Origin of the sequence: Pantoea sp. Ap-967, assembly GCF_011752565.1 — a bacterium.
In the GTDB taxonomy this organism is placed as follows: domain Bacteria; phylum Pseudomonadota; class Gammaproteobacteria; order Pseudomonadales; family Pseudomonadaceae; genus Aquipseudomonas.
The window spans coordinates 116,114-135,160 of the sequence record NZ_VWXK01000004.1 but is presented as its reverse complement, the minus strand read 5'-3'; the positions used below and the strand labels follow the sequence as shown (position 1 = coordinate 135,160).

General features: G+C 64.7%; 20 protein-coding genes. 11 read left to right on the top strand and 9 right to left on the bottom strand.

Annotation, left to right across the window (positions count from 1 at the left end):
• Nucleotides 1-170: 170 nt before the first annotated feature.
• From hemA to murI, 5 genes are read left to right on the top strand one after another with little or no spacing between them, the layout of a single operon-like run.
• Nucleotides 171-1,448 carry a glutamyl-tRNA reductase gene (hemA, locus tag F3J45_RS06275; RefSeq protein ID WP_167058993.1) on the top strand — a complete coding sequence of 426 codons (1,278 nt, stop codon included), beginning with the start codon at nucleotides 171-173 and terminating at the stop codon, nucleotides 1,446-1,448.
• The gene (prfA, locus tag F3J45_RS06270; protein WP_167058991.1) at nucleotides 1,445-2,527 is read left to right on the top strand and encodes a peptide chain release factor 1; all 1,083 of its coding nucleotides are present in this window, start codon (nucleotides 1,445-1,447) and stop codon (nucleotides 2,525-2,527) included. Before hemA ends, prfA begins: the two co-directional genes overlap by 4 nt.
• Entirely contained in the window at nucleotides 2,527-3,357 is an 831-nt protein-coding gene (gene prmC, locus F3J45_RS06265; RefSeq protein WP_167058989.1) for a peptide chain release factor N(5)-glutamine methyltransferase, read from the top strand. The genes prfA and prmC overlap by 1 nt, the downstream gene beginning before the upstream one ends.
• Nucleotides 3,351-4,106 (top strand): molybdopterin-synthase adenylyltransferase MoeB, encoded by a 756-nt coding sequence (locus F3J45_RS06260; protein ID WP_167058987.1) that lies wholly within the window; start codon nucleotides 3,351-3,353, stop codon nucleotides 4,104-4,106. The genes prmC and F3J45_RS06260 overlap by 7 nt, the downstream gene beginning before the upstream one ends.
• On the top strand, nucleotides 4,099-4,896 hold the full coding sequence (gene murI / locus F3J45_RS06255; RefSeq protein WP_167058985.1) for a glutamate racemase: 798 nt from the start codon (nucleotides 4,099-4,101) through the stop codon (nucleotides 4,894-4,896). The genes F3J45_RS06260 and murI overlap by 8 nt, the downstream gene beginning before the upstream one ends.
• A gap of 23 nt (nucleotides 4,897-4,919) precedes the next feature.
• On the opposite strand, the gene F3J45_RS06250 is transcribed toward murI, so the two are convergent.
• The 5 genes from F3J45_RS06250 to F3J45_RS06230 all read right to left on the bottom strand — a co-directional run bounded on the left by F3J45_RS06250 (nucleotide 4,920) and on the right by F3J45_RS06230 (nucleotide 9,995).
• Nucleotides 4,920-5,618, bottom strand: a complete 699-nt coding sequence (locus F3J45_RS06250; protein ID WP_167058983.1) for an SDR family oxidoreductase — start codon at nucleotides 5,616-5,618, stop codon at nucleotides 4,920-4,922.
• 1 nt (nucleotide 5,619) lies between these two features.
• The gene (gene phrB / locus F3J45_RS06245) at nucleotides 5,620-7,053 is read right to left on the bottom strand and encodes a deoxyribodipyrimidine photo-lyase (protein ID WP_167058981.1); all 1,434 of its coding nucleotides are present in this window, start codon (nucleotides 7,051-7,053) and stop codon (nucleotides 5,620-5,622) included.
• Nucleotides 7,044-7,943: a MerR family transcriptional regulator gene (locus F3J45_RS06240; RefSeq protein ID WP_167058980.1), complete on the bottom strand. Its 900-nt coding sequence runs from the start codon at nucleotides 7,941-7,943 to the stop codon at nucleotides 7,044-7,046. Before F3J45_RS06240 ends, phrB begins: the two co-directional genes overlap by 10 nt.
• Nucleotides 7,933-8,901, bottom strand: a complete 969-nt coding sequence (locus F3J45_RS06235; protein WP_167058979.1) for a DUF523 and DUF1722 domain-containing protein — start codon at nucleotides 8,899-8,901, stop codon at nucleotides 7,933-7,935. The genes F3J45_RS06240 and F3J45_RS06235 overlap by 11 nt, the downstream gene beginning before the upstream one ends.
• A 107-nt stretch (nucleotides 8,902-9,008) precedes the next feature.
• On the bottom strand, nucleotides 9,009-9,995 hold the full coding sequence (locus F3J45_RS06230) for an NAD(P)/FAD-dependent oxidoreductase (protein ID WP_167058978.1): 987 nt from the start codon (nucleotides 9,993-9,995) through the stop codon (nucleotides 9,009-9,011).
• A 188-nt stretch (nucleotides 9,996-10,183) separates the two neighbouring features.
• Here F3J45_RS06230 and F3J45_RS06225 point away from each other — a divergent pair, with 188 nt between their 5' ends.
• Together F3J45_RS06225 and hemH are read left to right on the top strand one after the other, a co-directional pair.
• Nucleotides 10,184-11,089, top strand: coding sequence for a TIGR01777 family oxidoreductase (locus tag F3J45_RS06225; RefSeq protein WP_167058977.1), 906 nt, complete (start codon nucleotides 10,184-10,186; stop codon nucleotides 11,087-11,089).
• 13 nt (nucleotides 11,090-11,102) lie between these two features.
• The gene (gene hemH, locus F3J45_RS06220) at nucleotides 11,103-12,116 is read left to right on the top strand and encodes a ferrochelatase (protein WP_167058976.1); all 1,014 of its coding nucleotides are present in this window, start codon (nucleotides 11,103-11,105) and stop codon (nucleotides 12,114-12,116) included.
• Between the two features lie 116 nt (nucleotides 12,117-12,232).
• Here the strand turns inward: hemH and F3J45_RS06215 are convergent, their stop codons facing one another.
• Both F3J45_RS06215 and upp read right to left on the bottom strand, forming a co-directional pair.
• Complete coding sequence (locus F3J45_RS06215) at nucleotides 12,233-13,507, bottom strand: uracil-xanthine permease family protein (protein ID WP_167058975.1); 1,275 nt, start codon at nucleotides 13,505-13,507, stop codon at nucleotides 12,233-12,235.
• Between the two features lie 2 nt (nucleotides 13,508-13,509).
• Nucleotides 13,510-14,148 carry a uracil phosphoribosyltransferase gene (gene upp, locus F3J45_RS06210; protein ID WP_011532223.1) on the bottom strand — a complete coding sequence of 213 codons (639 nt, stop codon included), beginning with the start codon at nucleotides 14,146-14,148 and terminating at the stop codon, nucleotides 13,510-13,512.
• A gap of 160 nt (nucleotides 14,149-14,308) precedes the next feature.
• Between upp and F3J45_RS06205 the strand changes: the two genes are divergently transcribed.
• The 3 genes from F3J45_RS06205 to F3J45_RS06195 all read left to right on the top strand — a co-directional run bounded on the left by F3J45_RS06205 (nucleotide 14,309) and on the right by F3J45_RS06195 (nucleotide 15,749).
• The gene (locus F3J45_RS06205; protein ID WP_167058974.1) at nucleotides 14,309-14,866 is read left to right on the top strand and encodes a hypoxanthine-guanine phosphoribosyltransferase; all 558 of its coding nucleotides are present in this window, start codon (nucleotides 14,309-14,311) and stop codon (nucleotides 14,864-14,866) included.
• Nucleotides 14,867-14,920: 54 nt separating this feature from the next.
• Entirely contained in the window at nucleotides 14,921-15,391 is a 471-nt protein-coding gene (locus F3J45_RS06200) for a hypothetical protein (protein ID WP_167058971.1), read from the top strand.
• A 67-nt stretch (nucleotides 15,392-15,458) separates the two neighbouring features.
• Nucleotides 15,459-15,749, top strand: a complete 291-nt coding sequence (locus tag F3J45_RS06195; protein ID WP_167058968.1) for a PA4642 family protein — start codon at nucleotides 15,459-15,461, stop codon at nucleotides 15,747-15,749.
• Nucleotides 15,750-15,928: 179 nt separating this feature from the next.
• Here the strand turns inward: F3J45_RS06195 and mqo are convergent, their stop codons facing one another.
• Together mqo and F3J45_RS06185 are read right to left on the bottom strand one after the other, a co-directional pair.
• On the bottom strand, nucleotides 15,929-17,434 hold the full coding sequence (mqo, locus tag F3J45_RS06190) for a malate dehydrogenase (quinone) (protein ID WP_167058965.1): 1,506 nt from the start codon (nucleotides 17,432-17,434) through the stop codon (nucleotides 15,929-15,931).
• A gap of 604 nt (nucleotides 17,435-18,038) precedes the next feature.
• Nucleotides 18,039-18,272 (bottom strand): hypothetical protein, encoded by a 234-nt coding sequence (locus F3J45_RS06185; RefSeq protein WP_167058962.1) that lies wholly within the window; start codon nucleotides 18,270-18,272, stop codon nucleotides 18,039-18,041.
• A 145-nt stretch (nucleotides 18,273-18,417) separates the two neighbouring features.
• Here F3J45_RS06185 and F3J45_RS06180 point away from each other — a divergent pair, with 145 nt between their 5' ends.
• Entirely contained in the window at nucleotides 18,418-19,002 is a 585-nt protein-coding gene (locus F3J45_RS06180) for a YajG family lipoprotein (protein WP_167058959.1), read from the top strand.
• Nucleotides 19,003-19,047: the final 45 nt, after the last annotated feature.

The following is a 19,047-nucleotide window of genomic DNA, read 5'->3' as shown; positions in this document are numbered from 1 at the left end:
TGCTTCAGTTCAAGGCGCCGCCGAGGTTTTCCGGCGGCGCTGTGCGTCCAGGCGAATGAAACTGCCATTGAGGGCCGGCACAGCCTATCAACACAATAGCGAACGGTGGTTGTTCTAAAACCTGCGAAAGAGGACAATTATCGGCTCCTCGTCACAACCAGCGACCTTGCATGGCCTTTCTTGCACTTGGTATCAACCATAAGACTGCCTCGGTAGACGTACGCGAGCGCGTGGCGTTTACCCCAGAGCAGCTGGTCGACGCCCTGCAGCAGCTCTGCCGGCTGACCGCCAGCCGCGAAGCGGCGATCCTGTCGACTTGCAACCGTAGCGAGCTTTACATCGAGCAGGACCACCTGTCCGCCGACGCCGTGCTGAAATGGCTGGCCGAGTACCACCGGCTGAGCCTGGACGAGTTGCGCGCCAGTGCCTATGTCCATGAAGAACACGATGCCGTGAAGCACATGATGCGCGTGGCCTCCGGCCTTGACTCGCTGGTGCTGGGCGAGCCGCAGATCCTCGGCCAGATGAAGTCCGCCTACGCCGTGGCCCGCGAAGCCGGCACCATCGGCCCGTTGCTCGGGCGCCTGTTCCAGGCCACGTTCAGCGCCGCCAAGCAGGTCCGCACCGACACCGCCATTGGCGAGAACCCGGTGTCGGTGGCATTCGCCGCGGTGAGCCTGGCCAAGCAGATTTTCAGCGACCTTGGCCGCAGCCAGGCGCTGCTGATCGGCGCCGGTGAAACCATTACCCTGGTTGCGCGCCACCTGCACGAGCAGGGCGTGCGCCGCATCGTCGTGGCCAACCGTACCCTGGAGCGCGCCAGCATCCTGGCCGAGCAGTTCGGCGCCCACGCGGTGCTGCTGGCCGACATTCCCCAGGAACTGGCCAACAGCGACATCGTCATCAGTTCCACCGCCAGCCAGTTGCCGATCCTGGGCAAGGGCGCGGTGGAAAGCGCCTTGAAACTGCGCCGGCACAAACCGATCTTCATGGTCGACATCGCCGTTCCGCGCGATATCGAGCCGCAAGTGGGCGAGCTCGACGACGTCTACCTCTATACCGTCGACGACCTGCACGAAGTGGTCGCGGAAAACCTCAAGAGCCGCCAGGGCGCGGCCCAGGCCGCCGAAGAGCTGGTTTCGGTAGGCGCGGACGATTTCATGGTGCGCCTGCGCGAGCTGGCCGCGGTGGACGTGCTGCGCGCCTACCGCCAGCAAAGCGAACGCCTGCGTGACGAAGAACTGCAAAAGGCCCAGCGCCTGCTGGCCAACGGCGGCAACCCCGAAGACGTACTGGCGCAACTGGCCCGGGGCCTGACCAACAAACTCCTGCATGCCCCCAGCGTGCAATTGAAAAAGCTCTCGGCCGAGGGCCGCCTCGATGCGCTGGCCATGGCCCAGGAACTCTTTGCCCTCAATGAGGGCTCGACGGACAAATCCCCGCAATGAAAGCGTCGCTGCTCAATAAACTGGACACGCTCCAGGACCGCTTCGAGGAACTCACCGCCCTGCTCGGTGATGCCGAAGTCATTTCCGACCAGACCCGCTTCCGCGCCTATTCGCGCGAATACGCCGAAGTCGAACCGGTGATCGCTGCCTACGTGGCGTGGCGCAAGGTGCAGGACGACCTCGAAGGCGCCCAGGCGCTGCTCAAGGACGCCGACCCCGACCTGCGCGAAATGGCCGTGGAGGAAGTGCGCGAAGCCAAGGAGCAGTTGCAGGGCCTGGAGTCGCAACTGCAGCGCATGCTGTTGCCCAAGGACCCTAACGACGGGCGCAACGTGTTCCTGGAAATCCGCGCCGGTACCGGTGGCGACGAGGCGGCGATTTTCTCCGGCGACCTGTTCCGCATGTATTCGCGCTACGCCGAGAAGCGTGGCTGGCGCCTGGAGATCCTCTCCGAGAACGAAGGCGAGCACGGCGGCTATAAAGAGATCATCGCCCGCGTCGAAGGCGATAACGTGTACGGCAAGCTCAAGTTCGAATCCGGCGCGCACCGCGTGCAGCGGGTGCCGGAAACCGAATCCCAGGGCCGCATCCACACCTCGGCCTGCACCGTGGCCGTGCTGCCCGAACCCGATGAGCAGGCCGCCATCGAGATCAACCCGGCCGACCTGCGCGTGGACACCTACCGCGCCTCGGGCGCCGGCGGCCAGCACGTGAACAAGACCGACTCGGCAATCCGCATCACCCACTTGCCCACCGGCATCGTGGTGGAGTGCCAGGAGGAGCGTTCCCAGCACAAGAACCGTGCCCGCGCCCTGTCCTGGCTGTCGGCCAAGCTCAACGACATGCGGACCAGCGCGGCGCAGAACGCCATCGCCAGCGAGCGCAAGCTGCTGGTGGGCTCGGGCGATCGCTCGGAGCGCATCCGTACCTACAATTATCCACAGGGGCGGGTGACCGACCACCGCATCAACCTGACCCTTTACTCGCTCGACGATATCCTTGCCGGTGGCGTGGACGCGGTGATCGAACCGCTGCTGGCCGAATACCAGGCCGACCAACTGGCTGCCCTGGGGGACTGATGACCATCATTGCCAGCCTGTTGCGCAACGCGCAACTGCCCGACTCGCCCACTGAGCGCCTGGACGCCGAACTGCTGCTGGCTGCCGCCATCGGCAAATCGCGCAGTTTCCTGCACACCTGGCCCGAGCGCATCGTCAGCAGCGAAGATGCCAGCACCTACGCCGGCTACCTGCAGCGCCGCCGCGCCGGTGAGCCGGTGGCGTACATCCTCGGCCAGCAGGGCTTCTGGAAGCTCGACCTGGAGGTGGCGCCACACACGCTGATTCCGCGCCCGGACACCGAATTGCTGGTGGAAACCGCCCTGGAACTGCAAGCGCCAGCCCTGGCCAAGGTCCTGGACCTCGGCACCGGCACCGGTGCCATCGCCCTGGCCCTGGCCAGCGACTGCCCGGCCTGGCAGGTAACGGCCGTGGACCGCGTGGACGAAGCCGTGGCCCTGGCCGAGCGCAACCGCCAGCGCTTGGGCCTGGGCAATGTGCAGGTGCTGGCCAGCCACTGGTTCAGCAACCTCGCTGGCCAGCGCTTCAACATGATACTCAGCAACCCGCCCTACATTCGCGCCGCCGACCCGCACCTGGTCGAGGGCGATGTGCGTTTCGAGCCCAGCAGCGCGCTGGTGGCCGGCGCCGATGGCCTGGACGACCTGCGGGTAATCGTCGCCCAGGCGCCACACCACCTGCTGCCCGGCGGCTGGTTGCTGCTCGAACACGGGTACGACCAGGCCGCGGATGTGCGGGCGCTGCTCAGTGCCCAAGGCTTCACCGACGTGGCCAGCCGAGTCGACCTGGGTGGCCATGAGCGTATTTCCCTGGGGCGCCTGCCATGCTGAGCGATCAGGAGCTGTTGCGTTACAGCCGGCAGATCCTGCTGGCCCAGGTAGACATCGAAGGCCAGCTGCGGCTCAAGCACGGCAAGGCGCTGATCGTCGGCCTCGGTGGCCTCGGCTCTCCGGTGGCGCTGTACCTGGCTGCCGCGGGCGTGGGCGAGCTGCACCTGGCCGACTTCGACACCGTCGACCTGACCAACCTGCAGCGCCAGGTCATCCATGACAGCAGCAGTGTGGGCATGAGCAAGGTGGACTCTGCGCTGCAGCGTCTGCAGGCGATCAACCCCGAGGTCACCCTGGTGGCCCACCGCCAGGCGCTGGATGAAGATTCGCTGGCCGCTGCGGTGGCGGCCGTCGACCTGGTGCTCGACTGCTCCGACAACTTCGGCACCCGCGAGGCGGTCAACGCGGCCTGTTTCGCCCAAGGCAAACCGCTGGTCAGCGGTGCGGCCATTCGCCTGGAAGGGCAGCTCTCGGTGTTCGACCCGCGGCGTGACACCAGCCCGTGCTACCACTGCCTGTACGGCCACGGCAGCGAGGACGAACTGACCTGCAGCGAAGCCGGTGTGATCGGCCCGCTGGTGGGCCTGGTCGGCAGCCTGCAGGCGCTGGAGGCGATGAAGCTGCTGGCCGGCTTTGGTGAGCCGCTGGTGGGCCGCCTGCTGCTGATCGACGCCCTTGGCACGCGCCTGCGCGAGCTGCGGGTCAAGCGCGACCCGGCCTGCGCCGTGTGCGGCAAGCGCGATGGCTGAGCGTTCGGCGCCGGTTGGCGTGATGGACTCGGGGGTCGGCGGCTTGTCGGTGCTCGCCGAAATCCAGCGCCTGCTGCCCGATGAGTCACTGCTTTACGTGGCCGATTGCGGGCATGTGCCCTACGGCGAAAAGTCGCCGGACTACATTCGCCAACGTTGCCGGGCCATTGCTGCGTTCTTCCGTGCCCAGGGCGCCAAGGCCATGGTCTTGGCGTGCAACACCGCGACAGTGGCGGCGGTAGCTGACCTGCGCGAGCTCTACCCAGACTGGCCATTGGTGGGCATGGAGCCGGCCGTCAAGCCAGCGGCGGCGGCTACCCGCTCCGGCGTGGTCGGCGTGCTGGCCACCACCGGCACCCTGCAAAGTGCCAAGTTCGCGGCCTTGCTCGACCGTTTCGCCAATGACGTGCGGGTTGTGACCCAGCCCTGCCCGGGGCTGGTCGAGCGGATCGAGGCGGGCGACCTGGGCAGCGCGCAACTGCGCCAGTTGCTGCAAGGCTATGTGCAGCCGCTGCTGGCGGCCGGTTGCGACACCCTGATTCTGGGCTGCACCCACTACCCCTTCCTGCGCCCGCTGTTGGCCGACATGGTGCCCGCTGACGTGGCGGTCATCGACACCGGTGCGGCGGTGGCGCGTCAGTTGCAGCGGCTGTTGGATGCACGCGGGCTGCTGGCCGAAGGGCCGGCGCGTGAGGCCGCGTTCTGGAGCAGCGCCGACCCACAGGCGCTGAGTGCCGTGCTACCAGTGCTGTGGCACCGGCAGCACCCTGTGCAAGGCCTGCCGCTGTAAAGCCCAGGCCTGCTAACGCCAGGTCAGTGGGGCAACGGCCAGAGGCTGGCGATATCCAGCACTTCCAGCACCAGCTCCGGCTCGCGCGCATCCAGCCGCGCCACCAGCTCATCGGCCGCACTTTGCGCTGTCCACTCATCCGCCAGGGCCAGCACCGGGGTGACCGGTGTCTTGGGCGACTGCGGCGCCACCACTGTAAGGTCGATGCCCTCGGCCTGCAATGCGCTGCGCTGTTCACGCAGCCATTGCGGCGCCTGGTTCCAACCCGCCGTTTCCTGCGTCGGTGCATGCAACTGCAGCGCAGAATAACGGCTGAACACGGCCATCACCTGGGGCCGATCACCCTTGGCCAACAAGGGCCAGGCGTTGTCCAGGCAATGCTCCAGTGCCAGTTGGTTGCTGCTGACGATGGCCTGGAACAGGTCATCCTGGGCAAGGCCGGTGGCCAGGTAATCGTTGCTGCCGGCGTTGATAATCAAGCCGTCCAGCGCGCCCCAGGCCTGGCTTATCTGTTCAGCCGCAGCGGCGGCGTGCGCCTGCTCGTGCACTTGCCAGGGCACGTGCAACAGGTTGTGGCCGTATTGCTGCGTCAATGCTTCAAACGCCTCGCTTCCCTTGCTACTTGCGGCAACCCGATTCCCTTGTTCGAGTAGACGCTTGACTAAAGCCAGACCCAATCCGTGGCCGGCTCCGGTAACCCAGAAAGTGCGCGAGGTGTTCAATTCATGGCTTCTCCTGCCTGCGCGGCAAACGTTTGAAGGCTTCGAGTGCGCGCAGACGACTGCTTCCAAGGTCGACGATAGGTTTCGGATAGTGATGACCGGCAAAAAGATCCCCGGACTTCACTGGAAGGTGTATCGACTTGGCATCCTGTTGCTTGAGTTCCGGCACCCAGTGCCGAATGAAGCGCGCCTCTGGATCAAAACGTTCGGACTGTGAAACCGGGTTGAAAATACGGAAGTAAGGCACGGCGTCGGTGCCGGTGGATGCGCTCCACTGCCAACCACCATTGTTGGCCGCAAGGTCACCGTCAATCAAGTGGCGCATGAAATGCCGCTCGCCCAGGCGCCAGTCGATCAGCAGGTTCTTGGTCAGGAACATGGCCACGACCATGCGCAGGCGGTTGTGCATCCAGCCGGTGTGCAGCAACTGGCGCATGGCCGCGTCGATGATCGGGAAGCCGGTGCGGCCTTCCTGCCAGGCTTGCAGGTCGTGCGGCGCGTCGCGCCAGGGCAGGGCTTCGGTCTGGGCGCGGAACGCGCGGTGGCGTGAAACCTGTGGGTAACCGCACAGGATGTGCTTGTAGAACTCGCGCCAGAGCAGTTCATTCACCCAGGTCTGCACGCCGCGGCTGCCACTGTCGAATTCGCCGTGGTTGCCGGCCAGGGCTGCGTGCAGGCACTGACGGGGCGAGATCACGCCCGCGGCCAGGTAGGGTGACAGCTGGCTGGTGCCGGGCTTGGCCGGGAGGTCGCGCAACTGCTCGTAGTCGACGATGGTTTCGTCGACGAAGCGCGCCAGGCGCGCCTGGGCCTGGTCTTCGCCGGCGGGCCAGTGGTCGCTCAGCGCCTGCGCCGGCTTGTCGAAGCCTGCGATGTGCTGGGGAATAGGGTCGCTGGCGATGCCCAGCGCTGCCTGGGGTTTTACCCGTGCAGCCAGCGAAGGCAGGCTGCGGTGCAGGTGCTCCAGGCAAACCTTCTTGAACTGGCTGAACACCTGGAAGTAGTCGCCGCTGCGGGTGAGGATGGTGCCGGGGCGGAAAAACAGCTGGTCAAGGTAGCTGTGGGCGCGGATGCCGGAAGCCTCCAGCAGCGTGCGCGTGTCGGCGTCGCGGCGGCTTTCGTTGATGCCGTATTCATCGTTCCAGTGCACCGCCTCGATGGCGTGCTGGCGGCACACCGCCAACAGCGTGGCGGGGGCCTCGTCCCAGGTATCGACCTGGCGAATCAGCAGCGGGATATTCAGGGCGTCGAGCGTGCGCCGCAGCTGGCGCAGGTTGCGCAGCCAGAAATCGACCTTGCACGGGGCGTCGTCATGGGCCAGCCATTGGCCAGGGCTGGCTAGCCACAGGGCCATGCTGGGGCCGCGTTGGGTGGCCACGCTGAGGGCGGTGTTGTCGTCGATGCGCAGGTCGCTGCGCAGCCAGATCAATTGCATGGTTCACTCATTTCTACAGGACGGCGGTCATTGCCCTGCAGCAAGCGCAATGCTGCCTGCGGGGAATCGAAAAAGAACAGGTCGGGCAGCTCGAAGCTGTGCAGCTGGGCCTGGTGCAGCGCCAGCGTGCCGCCACCGAGCAGCTTGTGCACCGCAATGCCCTGCAGTGTGCGTTGCAGGGCCTTGGCGTCGATGCGCGGGCCCAGGTGCAGCAGCAGGGATCGCGGTTGCAGCGCTGTGACCGCACGTTGCAGCTGTGCGCCGCCGACCGGCTGTTCCAGCACTTCCACGGCAATGCCATTGCTGGTCAGCAGCCAGGCGCACAGCCACAGGCGAGGGTCGAACGGGCGCTCGCAATCTTGCGCCAGCAGCACGGCAGGGCCCTGCAGCAACTGGTTGTCGTGGTACACCCGTGCGCCGAGTTTGCTGCGCAGCCACGTGTCGAAGAACGCCTGCTCCAGTTCGGCATTGAAGTGGTTGCGCCAGCGCTGGGCGAGCACGTCCAGCAGCGGCAGCAGCAGTTGTTCGCACAAGGTGATGGCCGGGTACAGCGCCATCATCTGGTTCAACTGCTGGTCGAGGCTGCGTTGGGACAAGCCGGCAATGGCCTCGACCAGCTGCAGTTGGCGCCGCTGCCAGTCGCCTTGCGGGGCCATGGCCAGGGGTTTGTCGAGCAGTTCGCGAACCTGGCCTACCGAGGCCCCGCGTGCCAGCCAGGCCAGGATGGCCTTGACCCGTTCCACCTGGTCCTGTGGATAAAGCCGATGGCCCTTGGCGGTGCGCTGTGGCTTGAGCAGGCCGTAGCGGCGCTCCCAGGCGCGCAGGGTGACGGGGTTGACGCCGGTACGGCGGGCCAGTTCGCCGATGGGCAGCAGGTGTTCAGACAGCATTGCGCAGCCCCAGGTCGTCAGGGTGCGGCTGCAGATAGGCCTGTTGCTGCAAGTAAGGGTCGGGGTGCTTGCGCAGGTAGTGCTTGAGCAAGGTCAGCGGCACCACCAGCGGCACCACCCCTTGTTGGTATTGGCTGATCAACTGTTGCAACTCGTCTTTGTCCTGTTGGCTGAGGGCATTCTTGAAGTAGCCGCTCAGGTGCTGCAGCACGTTGCAGTGGGTGCCGCGGCTGGCGCAGCGGCGCAGGGCCTGCATCAGCAGGCTGAAGTAGCGTGGCCCGACTTCGTTGGGGTCGTCCTCGCGGCGCAGGGTGCCCAGCAGGCGGCCCAGTTCGCGGTAGGCCTGGGGGTTATTGGCCATCAGCAGGTATTTGTAGCGCGAGTGAAAGCGCACCAGCGCGCCGCGGCTCAAGCCACCTGCCAGCACCTGCTGCCAGTCGGCATAGGCATACACACGGCTGATGAAGTTCTCGCGCAGCACCGGGTCGTGCAGGCGGCCCTCTTCCTCCACCGGCAGGTCCGGGCGTTGGCTGCAAAAGGCGTCGGCATAGGCACCGGTGCCGCCTTGGGTCGCGGGGTGGCCGTTGTCCTGGTAGACCTTGACCCGTTCCAGGCCGCAGGAAGGCGACTTCTGCATGAAGATGTAGCCACAGATGTCGTCGAGTTCGGCGGCCATGTGCTCGCCGTACGCGCGCAGGGGGGTGGTGAAGTCGGTGTCGGGGTGGCGGGTGCCGACCACGCGGGGGTGGCCAGGGTCGCCGACCAGGCGGATCGGGTCGCGGGGTGTGCCCAGGCCAATGGCCATCTCGGGGCACACGGGTAACCAGTCGAAGTGGGCTTCGAGCTTCGCGCGGCAGAGTTCGGAAGCCTTGTGCCCGCCGTTGTAGCGCACGTTCTGGCCGATCAGGCAGGCGCTGATGGCGATGCGCGGCTTGCGCTGGGCGGATGGGTCATGCATGGCTGCCTCCGGGAAACTTGTACATAAAAGAAAACGTGTACAAGACTATTCCAGCACAGGCAGAAAGTTATGCAAACCAGAATTTCTGTATAGCTTTTCCGGCAACCCTATTCGAGATGTTCCAGCAGCCGGCGCGCCGCCTCCTGGCCGCTGAGCCAGGCACCTTCCACCCGGCCAGACAGGCACCAGTCACCGCAGGCGTACAAGCCCTGGTCGGCGTCGGCCAATGCGCCCCATTCGTGGTTGCCGGCAGGCCGTGCGTACAACCAGCGGTGGGCGAGGGCGAAGGTCGGGGGTGGCACCACGCAACCGACCAGCTCGGCGAACTCGCCCCACAGCTGTTCGATCACTTCTTCCTTGGCCAGGTCGATATGCTGCTTGCTCCAGTTGGACGTGGCGTGCAGCACCCAGGTGTCGAGCTGTTCATCACGCCCGGGCTTGCTGCGGTTGCGTGCCAGCCAGTCGAGTGGGTTGTCCTGCACGAAGCAGCCCTGCATGGGCGTGTCCAGCGGCGCCTGGAAGGCCAAGGCGACCGCCCAGGTTGGCTCCATCACCACGCCTGCGGCCACTGCCGCAAGCTTGGGCGTGGCGGCCAGCAGTGGCGTGGCCTGTGGCGCGGGCACAGCGATCACCACGCGGCTGTAGGGGCCATGGCTGCAGCCTTCGGTGTCCTGCAGGTGCCAGTACTGCTTGCCGCGGAACACTTCGGCGATGCGGCAGCCGAAGTTCACCGTTACGTCCTTGAGCAGGCCGCGGGTGATGGCGCTCATGCGCGGCACGCCGACCCAGCGGGTTTGCTCATCGGGGGAGGGGGTGAGTTCGCCATCGCGCCAGTTGTACAGCTGAGGCTTCCATTGTGCGGCCCAGCCCGCCGCCACCCACTGCTGCACCTGTTCCACGAAGCGCCGGTCGCGGGCAGTGAAATACTGCGCGCCCAAGTCGAGTGCGCCGGCCTCGCTGCGCTTGCTGGCCATGCGCCCGCCACTGCCGTGGCCTTTGTCGAACAAGTGAACGGTTTGCCCGGCCTTTTGCAGGGCCTGGGCGGCGGACAGGCCGGCGATACCGGCACCGATGATGGCAATAGGTACTGTCATGATGGCCTCTTCGAACCTTGCTGTAGGCAGACTACGCTGTCAGGCAAACCTGTACAATGCACAAAGTTTGTATAAGGTTATTCCGCTTCATAGGGCCACATGGCCTATGTTTATCCGAGAGCGATTGGTCTGGAAAAGTGCCTTGATCTTAAAAATAGACCATGGCCGCACCCTGCGAGGACACAGCCATGCATATATTGCTGACAGGTGGTACGGGATTGATCGGCCAGCACCTGTGCCAGTTCTGGCGGAGCAAGGGCTATCGCCTGACGGTGTGGAGCCGGCGCCCTGACCAGGTGGCGAAAATCTGCGGCAGCGGTGTGCGTGGTATCGCGCGTTTGGAGGACCTTGCCGACGATGAAGCCCTCGACGCGGTGGTCAACCTGGCCGGTGCGCCCATCGCCGACCGCCCCTGGACTGCCGCCCGGCGGCAGCTGCTGTGGGCCAGCCGCATCACCCTGACTGAGCAACTGCTGGCCTGGCTGGGCAGCCGCGAGCAGCGCCCCGAGGTGCTGATTTCCGGTTCTGCCGTGGGCTGGTACGGCGACGGGGGCGAGCGTGAGCTGACCGAGGCCTCGCAGCCGGTGCGCGAGGATTTCGCCAGCCAGTTGTGCATCGCCTGGGAAGAAACCGCCCAGCGCGCCCAGGCCCTGGGCATGCGTGTGGTGCTGGTGCGTACCGGGCTGGTGCTGGCCAGTGATGGCGGCTTTTTGTCGCGCCTGCGCCTGCCGTTCAAGCTGGGCCTGGGCGGGCCTTTGGGCGATGGCCGGCAGTGGATGCCCTGGGTGCATATCGATGACCAGGTCGCCCTGATCGATTTTCTCTTGCAGCACAAGGATGCCAGCGGTCCTTATAATGCTTGCGCGCCAGAGCCCGTGCGCAACCGCGAGTTCGCCAGGCAGTTGGGCCGTGCCCTGCATCGCCCGGCATTCATGCCGATGCCGCGGCTGCTGCTCAAGGCTGGGCTTGGCGAGCTGTCGGTGCTGTTGCTCGGTGGCCAGCGGGCACGCCCGGTGCGCTTGCTGGCTGCGGGTTTCACCTTCCGCTTCAACGATCTGCAATCGGCCCTGGGCAACTTGTCCAGCCGCCTCTGACATAGGACGCTGCATGACCGATCACGCCCTGCTGCTGGTCAACCTGGGTTCCCCGGCCTCCACCTCGGTGGCCGATGTGCGCCGTTACCTCAACCAGTTCCTGATGGACCCCTACGTGATCGACCTGCCTTGGCCGGTGCGGCGCCTGCTGGTGTCGCTGATACTGGTCAAGCGCCCGGAGCAATCGGCCCATGCCTATGCCTCGATCTGGTGGGACGAGGGCTCGCCGCTGGTGGTGCTGACCCGTCGCCTGCAGGCGGCGATGGTCGAGCACTGGCCCCATGGCCCGGTGGAAATCGCCATGCGCTATGGCCAGCCGGCACTGCCCGAGGTGTTGGAACGCCTGGCCGCCCAAGGCGTGCGCAAGGTCACCCTGGCGCCGCTGTACCCGCAATTCGCCGACAGCACGGTGACCACGGTGGTGGCCCAGGCCCAGCAAACCGTGGCCGCGCGCCACTTGCCGCTGGAGCTGCGGGTGTTGCAGCCGTTCTACGATCGCCCGGCGTACATCGATGCCCTGGTGGCCAGCGCCAGGCCACACCTGCAGCAGGACTACGACCACCTGCTGCTGAGCTTCCACGGCCTGCCGGAGCGTCATCTGAAAAAGCTCGACCCCACCGGCAAGCACGATTTCCAGGCAGCCGACTGCTGCAAGGACGCCAGTGCCCAGATGCGTGCGGTGTGCTACCGCGGCCAGTGCCTGGCAACGGCCAAGGCGTTCGCGGCGAAGATGGGCATTCCCGACGGCAAGTGGTCGGTGTCGTTCCAGTCGCGGCTGGGGCGGGCCAAGTGGATTGAGCCGTACACCGAGGCGCGCCTTGATGAGCTGGCCAAGGCTGGGGTGAAGAAACTGCTGGTGATGTGCCCGGCGTTCGTGGCCGATTGCATCGAGACGCTGGAAGAGATTGGCATGCGCGGCAGCGAGCAGTTCGTCGAGGCTGGCGGCCAGGAGCTGGTGCTGGTGCCATGCCTGAATGACCACCCGGAGTGGGCGCGGGTGTTGGCGGGGATGTGCGAAGCGGTTTGAGTGTGGGGTGGCCTGGGCTGGCCTCTTCGCGGGGCAAGCCCGCTCCTACAAGAGCATACGATTCCTTGTAGGAGCGGGCTTGCCCCGCGAAGAGGCCGGCTCAGGCTAACGCCGGATCAAGGCAACTGGTCGTCCAGCTTCTTGTGCTTCCAGCCATCGTTGCCCGGCAAGATCAGGTTCAAGGCAATGGCCACGATGGCGCACAGGGCGATGCCCTTGAGGCCCCAATCGTCCGGGCCGTCACCGCTGCCAACCAGCACGCCGCCGATACCGAACACCAGGGTCACCGAAACGATCACCAGGTTGCGCGCCTCGCTCAGGTCGATCTTGTGGCGGATCATGGTGTTCATGCCCACGGCGGCGATCGAGCCGAACAGCAGGCACAGGATGCCGCCCATCACAGGCACCGGAATGCTCTGCAGCAGCGCGCCGAACTTGCCGATGAAGGCCAGGGAGATGGCGAATACCGCCGCCCAGGTCATGATCTTCGGGTTGTAGTTCTTGGTCAGCATCACCGCACCGGTCACTTCGGCGTAGGTGGTGTTGGGCGGGCCGCCGAACAGGCCGGCGGCGGTGGTGGCCAGGCCGTCACCCAGCAGGGTGCGGTGCAGGCCAGGCTTTTTCAGGTAGTCGCGCCCGGTGACGCTACCCACCGCGATCACCCCGCCGATGTGCTCGATCGCCGGGGCCAGGGCCACCGGAACGATGAACAGAATTGCCTGCCAGTTGAAGGCGGGCGCGGTGAAGTTGGGAATCTCCAGCCAAGGCGCCGCGGCGATCTTGGCGGTGTCGACCACGCCGAAGGCGAACGACAGGGCAAAGCCCACCAGCACCCCGGCAATGATTGGCACCAGGCGGAAGATGCCCTTGCCGAACACTGCAACGATCAGGGTGGTGAGCAGGGCCGGCATGGAGATCATCATCGCCGTCTTGTACGGCAGCAGCACGCTGCCGTCGCCGGCCTTGCCCATCGCCATGTTGGCGGCGATCGGGGCCATGGCCAGGCCGATGGAGATGATTACCGGGCCGATCACCACCGGCGGCAGCATGCGGTCGATGAAGCCGGTGCCCTTGATCTTCACCATCAGGCCCATGAAGGTGTACACGAAGCCTGCGGCCATCACCCCGCCCATGGTCTCGGCCAGGCCGAACTGGCCCTTGGCGAGAATGATCGGGGTAATGAAGGCAAAGCTCGAAGCCAGGAACACCGGCACCTGACGGCCCGTGACCAGCTGGAACAGCAAGGTGCCGATGCCGGCAGTGAACAACGCGACGTTTGGATCGAGGCCGGTGATCAGGGGCATCAATACCAGCGCGCCGAACGCCACGAAGAGCATCTGCGCGCCCGAGAGGACCTGCCGCCAGAGCGGGTCGTTGAAGCCGTCCTGCATGGTCAGGCGTCCTTCTGCTTGGTGCCGAAGATCTTGTCACCGGCATCGCCCAGGCCTGGGACGATGTAACCATGCTCGTTCAGGCGCTGGTCGATCGAGGCGGTGTAGATTTGTACGTCCGGGTGGGCTTTTTCCACCACCTCGATGCCTTCTGGTGCGGCAACCAGCACCATGGCGCGGATTTCCTTGCAGCCAGCCTTTTTCAGCAGGTCGATGGTGGCGACCATCGAGCCGCCGGTGGCGAGCATCGGGTCGATGATCAGGGCCAGGCGCTGGTTGATGTCGGGGGCGAGCTTTTCCAGGTAGGTGTGCGCTTCGAGGGTTTCCTCGTTGCGGGCAACGCCCACGGCACTGACCTTGGCGCCCGGAATCAGGCTGAGCACGCCGTCGAGCATGCCGATACCGGCGCGCAGGATTGGCACCACGGTGATCTTCTTGCCGGCGATTTTTTCAACTTGCACCTTGCCGCACCAGCCGTCGATCTCGTAGGTTTCGAGTGGCAGGTCCTGGGTGGCTTCGTAGGTCAGTAGCGCGCCGACTTCCTGGGCGAGTTCGCGAAAATTCTTGGTGCTGATGTCGGCACGGCGCATGAGGCCGAGCTTATGGCGGATCAGCGGATGGCGGATCTCACGAGTAGGCATGGGGGGCTCCGAAAGGCGGGCAAAAAAACCGCGCTAGATTAATCTATTCAGCCTGTGCTGTCGTGTAGTCCTTTTGCACGTTAGTCCATAAATGCTTGATCTGTGACGAGCGGATGCGTACCTTTGCCCGCTTTTCCAAAATGCCCCCCCGGAGAGCGCCATGTCCGCCGATCTCGAGCACATTCATCAAGTCATGCGCGAGGCAGACTGCCTGTACCCCGAAGCCGAAGTGGAAGCGGCCATCGCCAAGGTTGGCGCACAGATCAGCCAGGAACTGCACGACAAGAACCCAGTGGTGTTCTGCGTGATGAACGGTGGCCTGATTTTCGCCGGTAAATTGCTGACCCACCTGCAGTTCCCGCTGGAAGTCTCGTACATCCACGCCACCCGCTACCGCAACCAGACCAGTGGCGGCGAGCTGTTCTGGAAGGCCAAGCCGGAAGTGTCGTTCATCGACCGTGACGTGTTGATCGTCGACGACATTCTCGACGAGGGCCACACCCTCAGCGCCATCATCGAATTCTGCAAGCATGCCGGCGCACGTGCGGTGCACACCGCCGTGCTGATCGACAAGGACCACGACCGCAAGGCCAGCCCAGGCCTGAAGGCCAGCTACGCCGGCCTGCCGTGCGTGGACCGCTACATCTTCGGTTACGGCATGGACTATAAAGGCTACTGGCGCAACGCCAACGGCATCTTTGCCGTCAAGGGGCTGTGATCGGCAGTAGCCGCCCCGCGTGCTAGAGTGCTCCTTCATGCCAAGGAGCCTCACATGCGTGCGATTCTTCCCCTGCTGCTGGCGGTGAGCCTGCCCCTCGCCGCCGCACCGCTGCACAGCCAGTTCCTCCCGCCCGATGACCAGTCCCTGCGCCAGGAAGCGCCGACCGGCCAGCAATTGCTGCAAGTGACCGACTACTCCGTGGTGGTGGGTGCCCAGCGCCAGTCCGACCAGCAACCGATCCCGATCACCGCCTCGCTGCAGATGCGCCTGAAGGGCAAGCCCCTGAGCAAGGGCGCGACCATCAGCCAGGTGCTGCTGACCTTCGACGGCGAAGCAGGCAAAAGCCTGAAGAAGCCGGTGTACGACGACAAGACCCGCACCCTGAGCCTGAACTACCCGGTGAGCGATTACCGCGTGGTCATGGACCTGCTGCGCAACGAAACCGTCTATGTGCAGTTTCTCACCTACGCCAACGGCCATGTCTGGGCCGACCTGCACACCGGCACCGTACGTTCGCGTTGAGGCGCGGCGCCTGTGGGGGGTAAACTGCCGGCCTTCGAAATTCCGTGATGGTCAGTTGGAGCCGGCAATGCGCAAAGACAAGAAGCAGGTGATTGGTGACGAGATCAGCGATGACTACGTCAAGTCGTTCCTACAGTTCGAGCCGGCCGATGGCCTGACCTCGCCTTCCCATCACAAGCTGATCAAGGCCTACCGCGGGCTGCGCATCGATGACTTCGAGCGCTTCGTGGGCTTCTTCGTCGAAGCCGGGCTGGACCTCGACGGCAAGGACGAGCACGGCAAGACCTTTGCCGAAGTGATCGCCGACCAGCGCAATGCGCCGGAGTACATCGAGATCATCATCAACGCCCGTGGCTGATCAGTAGGCCTGTACCGGCCCTTTCGCGGGCAAGCCCGCTCCCACAGGTCTTGTAAAAGCCTGAAGACTTGTGCGGTCCCTGTGGGAGCGGGCTTGCCCGCGAAGAGGCCGGCACAGGCTGCTATAGATCCCAGGCACAAAAAAACGCCCCGCGGGGCGTTTTTTCGTTACAGGCCAGCTCAGGCGTAATGCTTGGCCGGGCTGTCTTCCACCAGTTCCAGCGCCACGTCGTTGTCGGCGCTGATCTTGTGGTAAAGCGCCGCATCGGCGGCCAGGGTCTTCTCGCGGGCCGGGAAGATTTCCTTGAGCTTGGCCGCCCAGGCACCCTTGGCCTGCTCCGGGAAGCAGCGCTCGATCAACTCCAGCATGATCGACACGGTCACCGAAGCACCAGGCGATGCACCCAACAGGGCCGCGAGGCTGCCGTCCTGGGCCGAAACCAGCTCGGTGCCGAACTGCAGGATGCCGCCTTTTTTCGGGTCTTTCTTGATGATCTGCACCCGTTGGCCAGCCACTTCCAGGCGCCAGTCCTCGGCCTTGGCTTGCGGGTAGAAGCGGCGCAAGGATTCCAGGCGCTGCTCCATCGACTGCATCACTTCGCTGACCAGGTACTTGGTCAGGTCCATGTTGTCGCGCGCCACGGCCAGCATCGGGCCGATGTTGCCCATGCGTACCGACAGCGGCAGGTCCATGAACGAGCCGTGCTTGAGGAACTTGGTGGTGAAGCCGGCGTAAGGCCCGAACAGCAGCGACTTCTTGCCGTCGACCACGCGGGTGTCCAGGTGTGGCACCGACATCGGCGGAGCGCCGACTGCAGCCTGGCTGTACACCTTGGCCTGGTGCTGCTTGACGATTTCCGGGTTGTCGCAACGCAGCCACTGGCCGCTGACCGGGAAGCCGCCGAAACCTTTGCTTTCCGGAATGCCCGACAGCTGCAGCAGCGGCAGGGCCGCGCCACCGGCGCCGAGGAAGACGAAGCGGGCGTCCACTTCACGGCTGCTGCCGCTGTTGACGTCCTTGATGCTCACGGTCCAGCCGCTGCCGTTGCGGCGCAGGCCGACGACTTTCTTGCTGTACTTGACCTGGGCTTGCGGTGCATCGCCCAGCAGCTTGAGCAGCTTGTTGGTCAGGGCGCCGAAGTTGACGTCGGTGCCTTTCATCACGCGGGTGGCGGCGATGCGCTGGTCGGCCGGGCGGCCCGGCATCATCAGCGGCATCCAGTCCTTCATCACGGCCTGGTCTTCGGTGTATTCCATCTCGGCGAAGGCGTGGTGCTGCTTGAGCAGCTCGAAGCGCTTCTTGAGGAAGGACACGCCCTTGTCACCTTCGACGTAGCTCAGGTGCGGGACCGGATTGATGAAGGCACGGGCCGAGCCGAAGTTGCCTTTCTTGCTCAGGTAGGCCCAGAACTGGCGCGAAACCTCGAACTGGGTGTTGATGTGCACGGCCTTCTTGATGTCGATGCTGCCATCGGCGGCCTGGGGCGTGTAGTTCAGCTCGCACAGGCCAGCGTGGCCGGTGCCTGCGTTGTTCCAAGGGTTGGAGCTTTCCGCGGCTCCGGAGTCCATTGCCTCGACGACCTCAAGCTTCAGGGTCGGGTCAAGCTCCTTGAGCAGTACGGCCAGGGTGGCACTCATGATGCCCGCGCCTACCAGTACCACATCAACCGATTCGTTCTGCGCCATTTAACGCGTCTCCACAATCTACAGCTACCTAATTGACAGCACAGCATCACTGGGGTTGCCAGGATCGCCATGTCCGACTCTTCGCAGTTCTTGCAACTTCCGCGGACACCGCCAATCAGTCTTCGGGTTGCGCTATTGAACCCCGATTGCCACGGGTGCGGCAATTCGACTTATGGTCAAGGTGTCGTGCGTGCGTTATGGAACGGCCTCAGACACTCATCCAGAATGAGCGCGTTGACCGCCTGTTCAGGGCTGTTCGGGACACATCTGCCGCTTTTACACATGCCAGACTGTTCATTTGCTCGCCACACTCTCGTGAAGTTGTGAAAACCGTTTTTTCACGCTCTTTTGGAGTCGTGAACCTCAAAAGGGGACTGCGCGATGGCAACCCACAGGTTCATGCAGTGCGAAGGGCCGGAAAAGCAGGCACGACAGCCGATGCAAGACCTGAGTGGAAGGCTCTCTGTGGGCGAAGCGGGTGACGGTGCCGGGGTCAATCGGCGGATGCGGGGCCCGATCAGGAGACGTCCTTATAATCGGGGGGAGATTATAACGATGTCGCGGGCAGAAAGGTCGTAATTCGTGGTTTTTATTGCAGCGTTTGTCAGGCCGCGAGGATGCGCTGGTGCCAACGGCGGCTTGCGCGTACGCAAACCCGGGCTTCGGCGGGCAGCTCGCGGCCCAGCCAGGCCAGCCGCACTTCGCTGATTCGCACCCAGCCGCTGCCGCTTGGCGGCTCGTTGCATTCCTTGAACGCCAGGCATTTGCCTTCATTGTCGAGGCGGGCATAGGCGTGGTGGCGCGGGCGTTGGAACAGTTGGGTCCAGAGCGAGGCCATGGCGGTGAGTCCTGTGCGGGAGGGCTTGGCGCAAGGATACGGGTGAGGCGATGAAACCATTGTGACAAGGGGGCCGAGGCGATGACTGGTTTGTGCCTGGCTGGGTATACTGTGGGCCTTTGACGCATTTTCTGGAGAAACGCGCATGTTGCAACGTCTGTTGTTCGGTTTGATCGCCGTAGCCAGCCTGAGCCTGGTCGGATGTGCCCACAGCCCGCAACAACTCAGCCCGCAACCCACGCTCAAGGCGCAGCTCGCCCCGGTCGGCCATGGCCAGCCGGTGGTGGTCAAGGTAGTTGATGGCCGGCCTTCGCAGTCCCTGGGCACCCGGGGTGGCATGTACCCGGAAACCAGCACCATCAGCGTCAATGGCAACGATGTGGTACCCAAGCTGCAGGCCCAGGCTGAAGCCGCCGTGCGTCTGCTCGGCTTCACCCCGACGCCGAACGCCTACAACGCGCCGCAGCTGACCGTGACCCTGGCGGAGCTGAAGTACCAGTCGCCCAAGGACAACCTGTACGTGACCGAGGCCACCATCGGTGCCACCTTCCGGGCCGACGTGTCCAATGCCAACCGCCGTTACAGCGGCCGCTACGGTGCTTCGCTGGACCAGCGCTTCGGCATGGCGCCGAACCAGGAAACCAACACCAAGCTGGTGGGGGATGTGCTGAGTGATGCGCTGACCCGCCTGTTCAAGGACCCGACCATTGGCCAGGTGTTGGGCGAGTAAGGCAGCAATCGGGCGCCGCTTGCGCCTACGGGGCCAATGAGGCCT

Bases quoted from the DNA above. Each gene is read 5' to 3' on its own strand.
- hemA (WP_167058993.1), top strand. From the start codon at position 171: ATGGCCTTTCTTGCACTTGGTATCAACCATAAGACTGCCTCGGTAGAC.
- prfA (WP_167058991.1), top strand. From the start codon at position 1,445: ATGAAAGCGTCGCTGCTCAATAAACTGGACACGCTCCAGGACCGCTTC.
- prmC (WP_167058989.1), top strand. From the start codon at position 2,527: ATGACCATCATTGCCAGCCTGTTGCGCAACGCGCAACTGCCCGACTCG.
- F3J45_RS06260 (WP_167058987.1), top strand. From the start codon at position 3,351: ATGCTGAGCGATCAGGAGCTGTTGCGTTACAGCCGGCAGATCCTGCTG.
- murI (WP_167058985.1), top strand. From the start codon at position 4,099: ATGGCTGAGCGTTCGGCGCCGGTTGGCGTGATGGACTCGGGGGTCGGC.
- phrB (WP_167058981.1), bottom strand. From the start codon at position 7,053: ATGCAATTGATCTGGCTGCGCAGCGACCTGCGCATCGACGACAACACC.
- F3J45_RS06240 (WP_167058980.1), bottom strand. From the start codon at position 7,943: ATGCTGTCTGAACACCTGCTGCCCATCGGCGAACTGGCCCGCCGTACC.
- F3J45_RS06235 (WP_167058979.1), bottom strand. From the start codon at position 8,901: ATGCATGACCCATCCGCCCAGCGCAAGCCGCGCATCGCCATCAGCGCC.
- F3J45_RS06230 (WP_167058978.1), bottom strand. From the start codon at position 9,995: ATGACAGTACCTATTGCCATCATCGGTGCCGGTATCGCCGGCCTGTCC.
- F3J45_RS06225 (WP_167058977.1), top strand. From the start codon at position 10,184: ATGCATATATTGCTGACAGGTGGTACGGGATTGATCGGCCAGCACCTG.
- hemH (WP_167058976.1), top strand. From the start codon at position 11,103: ATGACCGATCACGCCCTGCTGCTGGTCAACCTGGGTTCCCCGGCCTCC.
- F3J45_RS06215 (WP_167058975.1), bottom strand. From the start codon at position 13,507: ATGCAGGACGGCTTCAACGACCCGCTCTGGCGGCAGGTCCTCTCGGGC.
- upp (WP_011532223.1), bottom strand. From the start codon at position 14,148: ATGCCTACTCGTGAGATCCGCCATCCGCTGATCCGCCATAAGCTCGGC.
- F3J45_RS06205 (WP_167058974.1), top strand. From the start codon at position 14,309: ATGTCCGCCGATCTCGAGCACATTCATCAAGTCATGCGCGAGGCAGAC.
- F3J45_RS06200 (WP_167058971.1), top strand. From the start codon at position 14,921: ATGCGTGCGATTCTTCCCCTGCTGCTGGCGGTGAGCCTGCCCCTCGCC.
- F3J45_RS06195 (WP_167058968.1), top strand. From the start codon at position 15,459: ATGCGCAAAGACAAGAAGCAGGTGATTGGTGACGAGATCAGCGATGAC.
- mqo (WP_167058965.1), bottom strand. From the start codon at position 17,434: ATGGCGCAGAACGAATCGGTTGATGTGGTACTGGTAGGCGCGGGCATC.
- F3J45_RS06185 (WP_167058962.1), bottom strand. From the start codon at position 18,272: ATGGCCTCGCTCTGGACCCAACTGTTCCAACGCCCGCGCCACCACGCC.
- F3J45_RS06180 (WP_167058959.1), top strand. From the start codon at position 18,418: ATGTTGCAACGTCTGTTGTTCGGTTTGATCGCCGTAGCCAGCCTGAGC.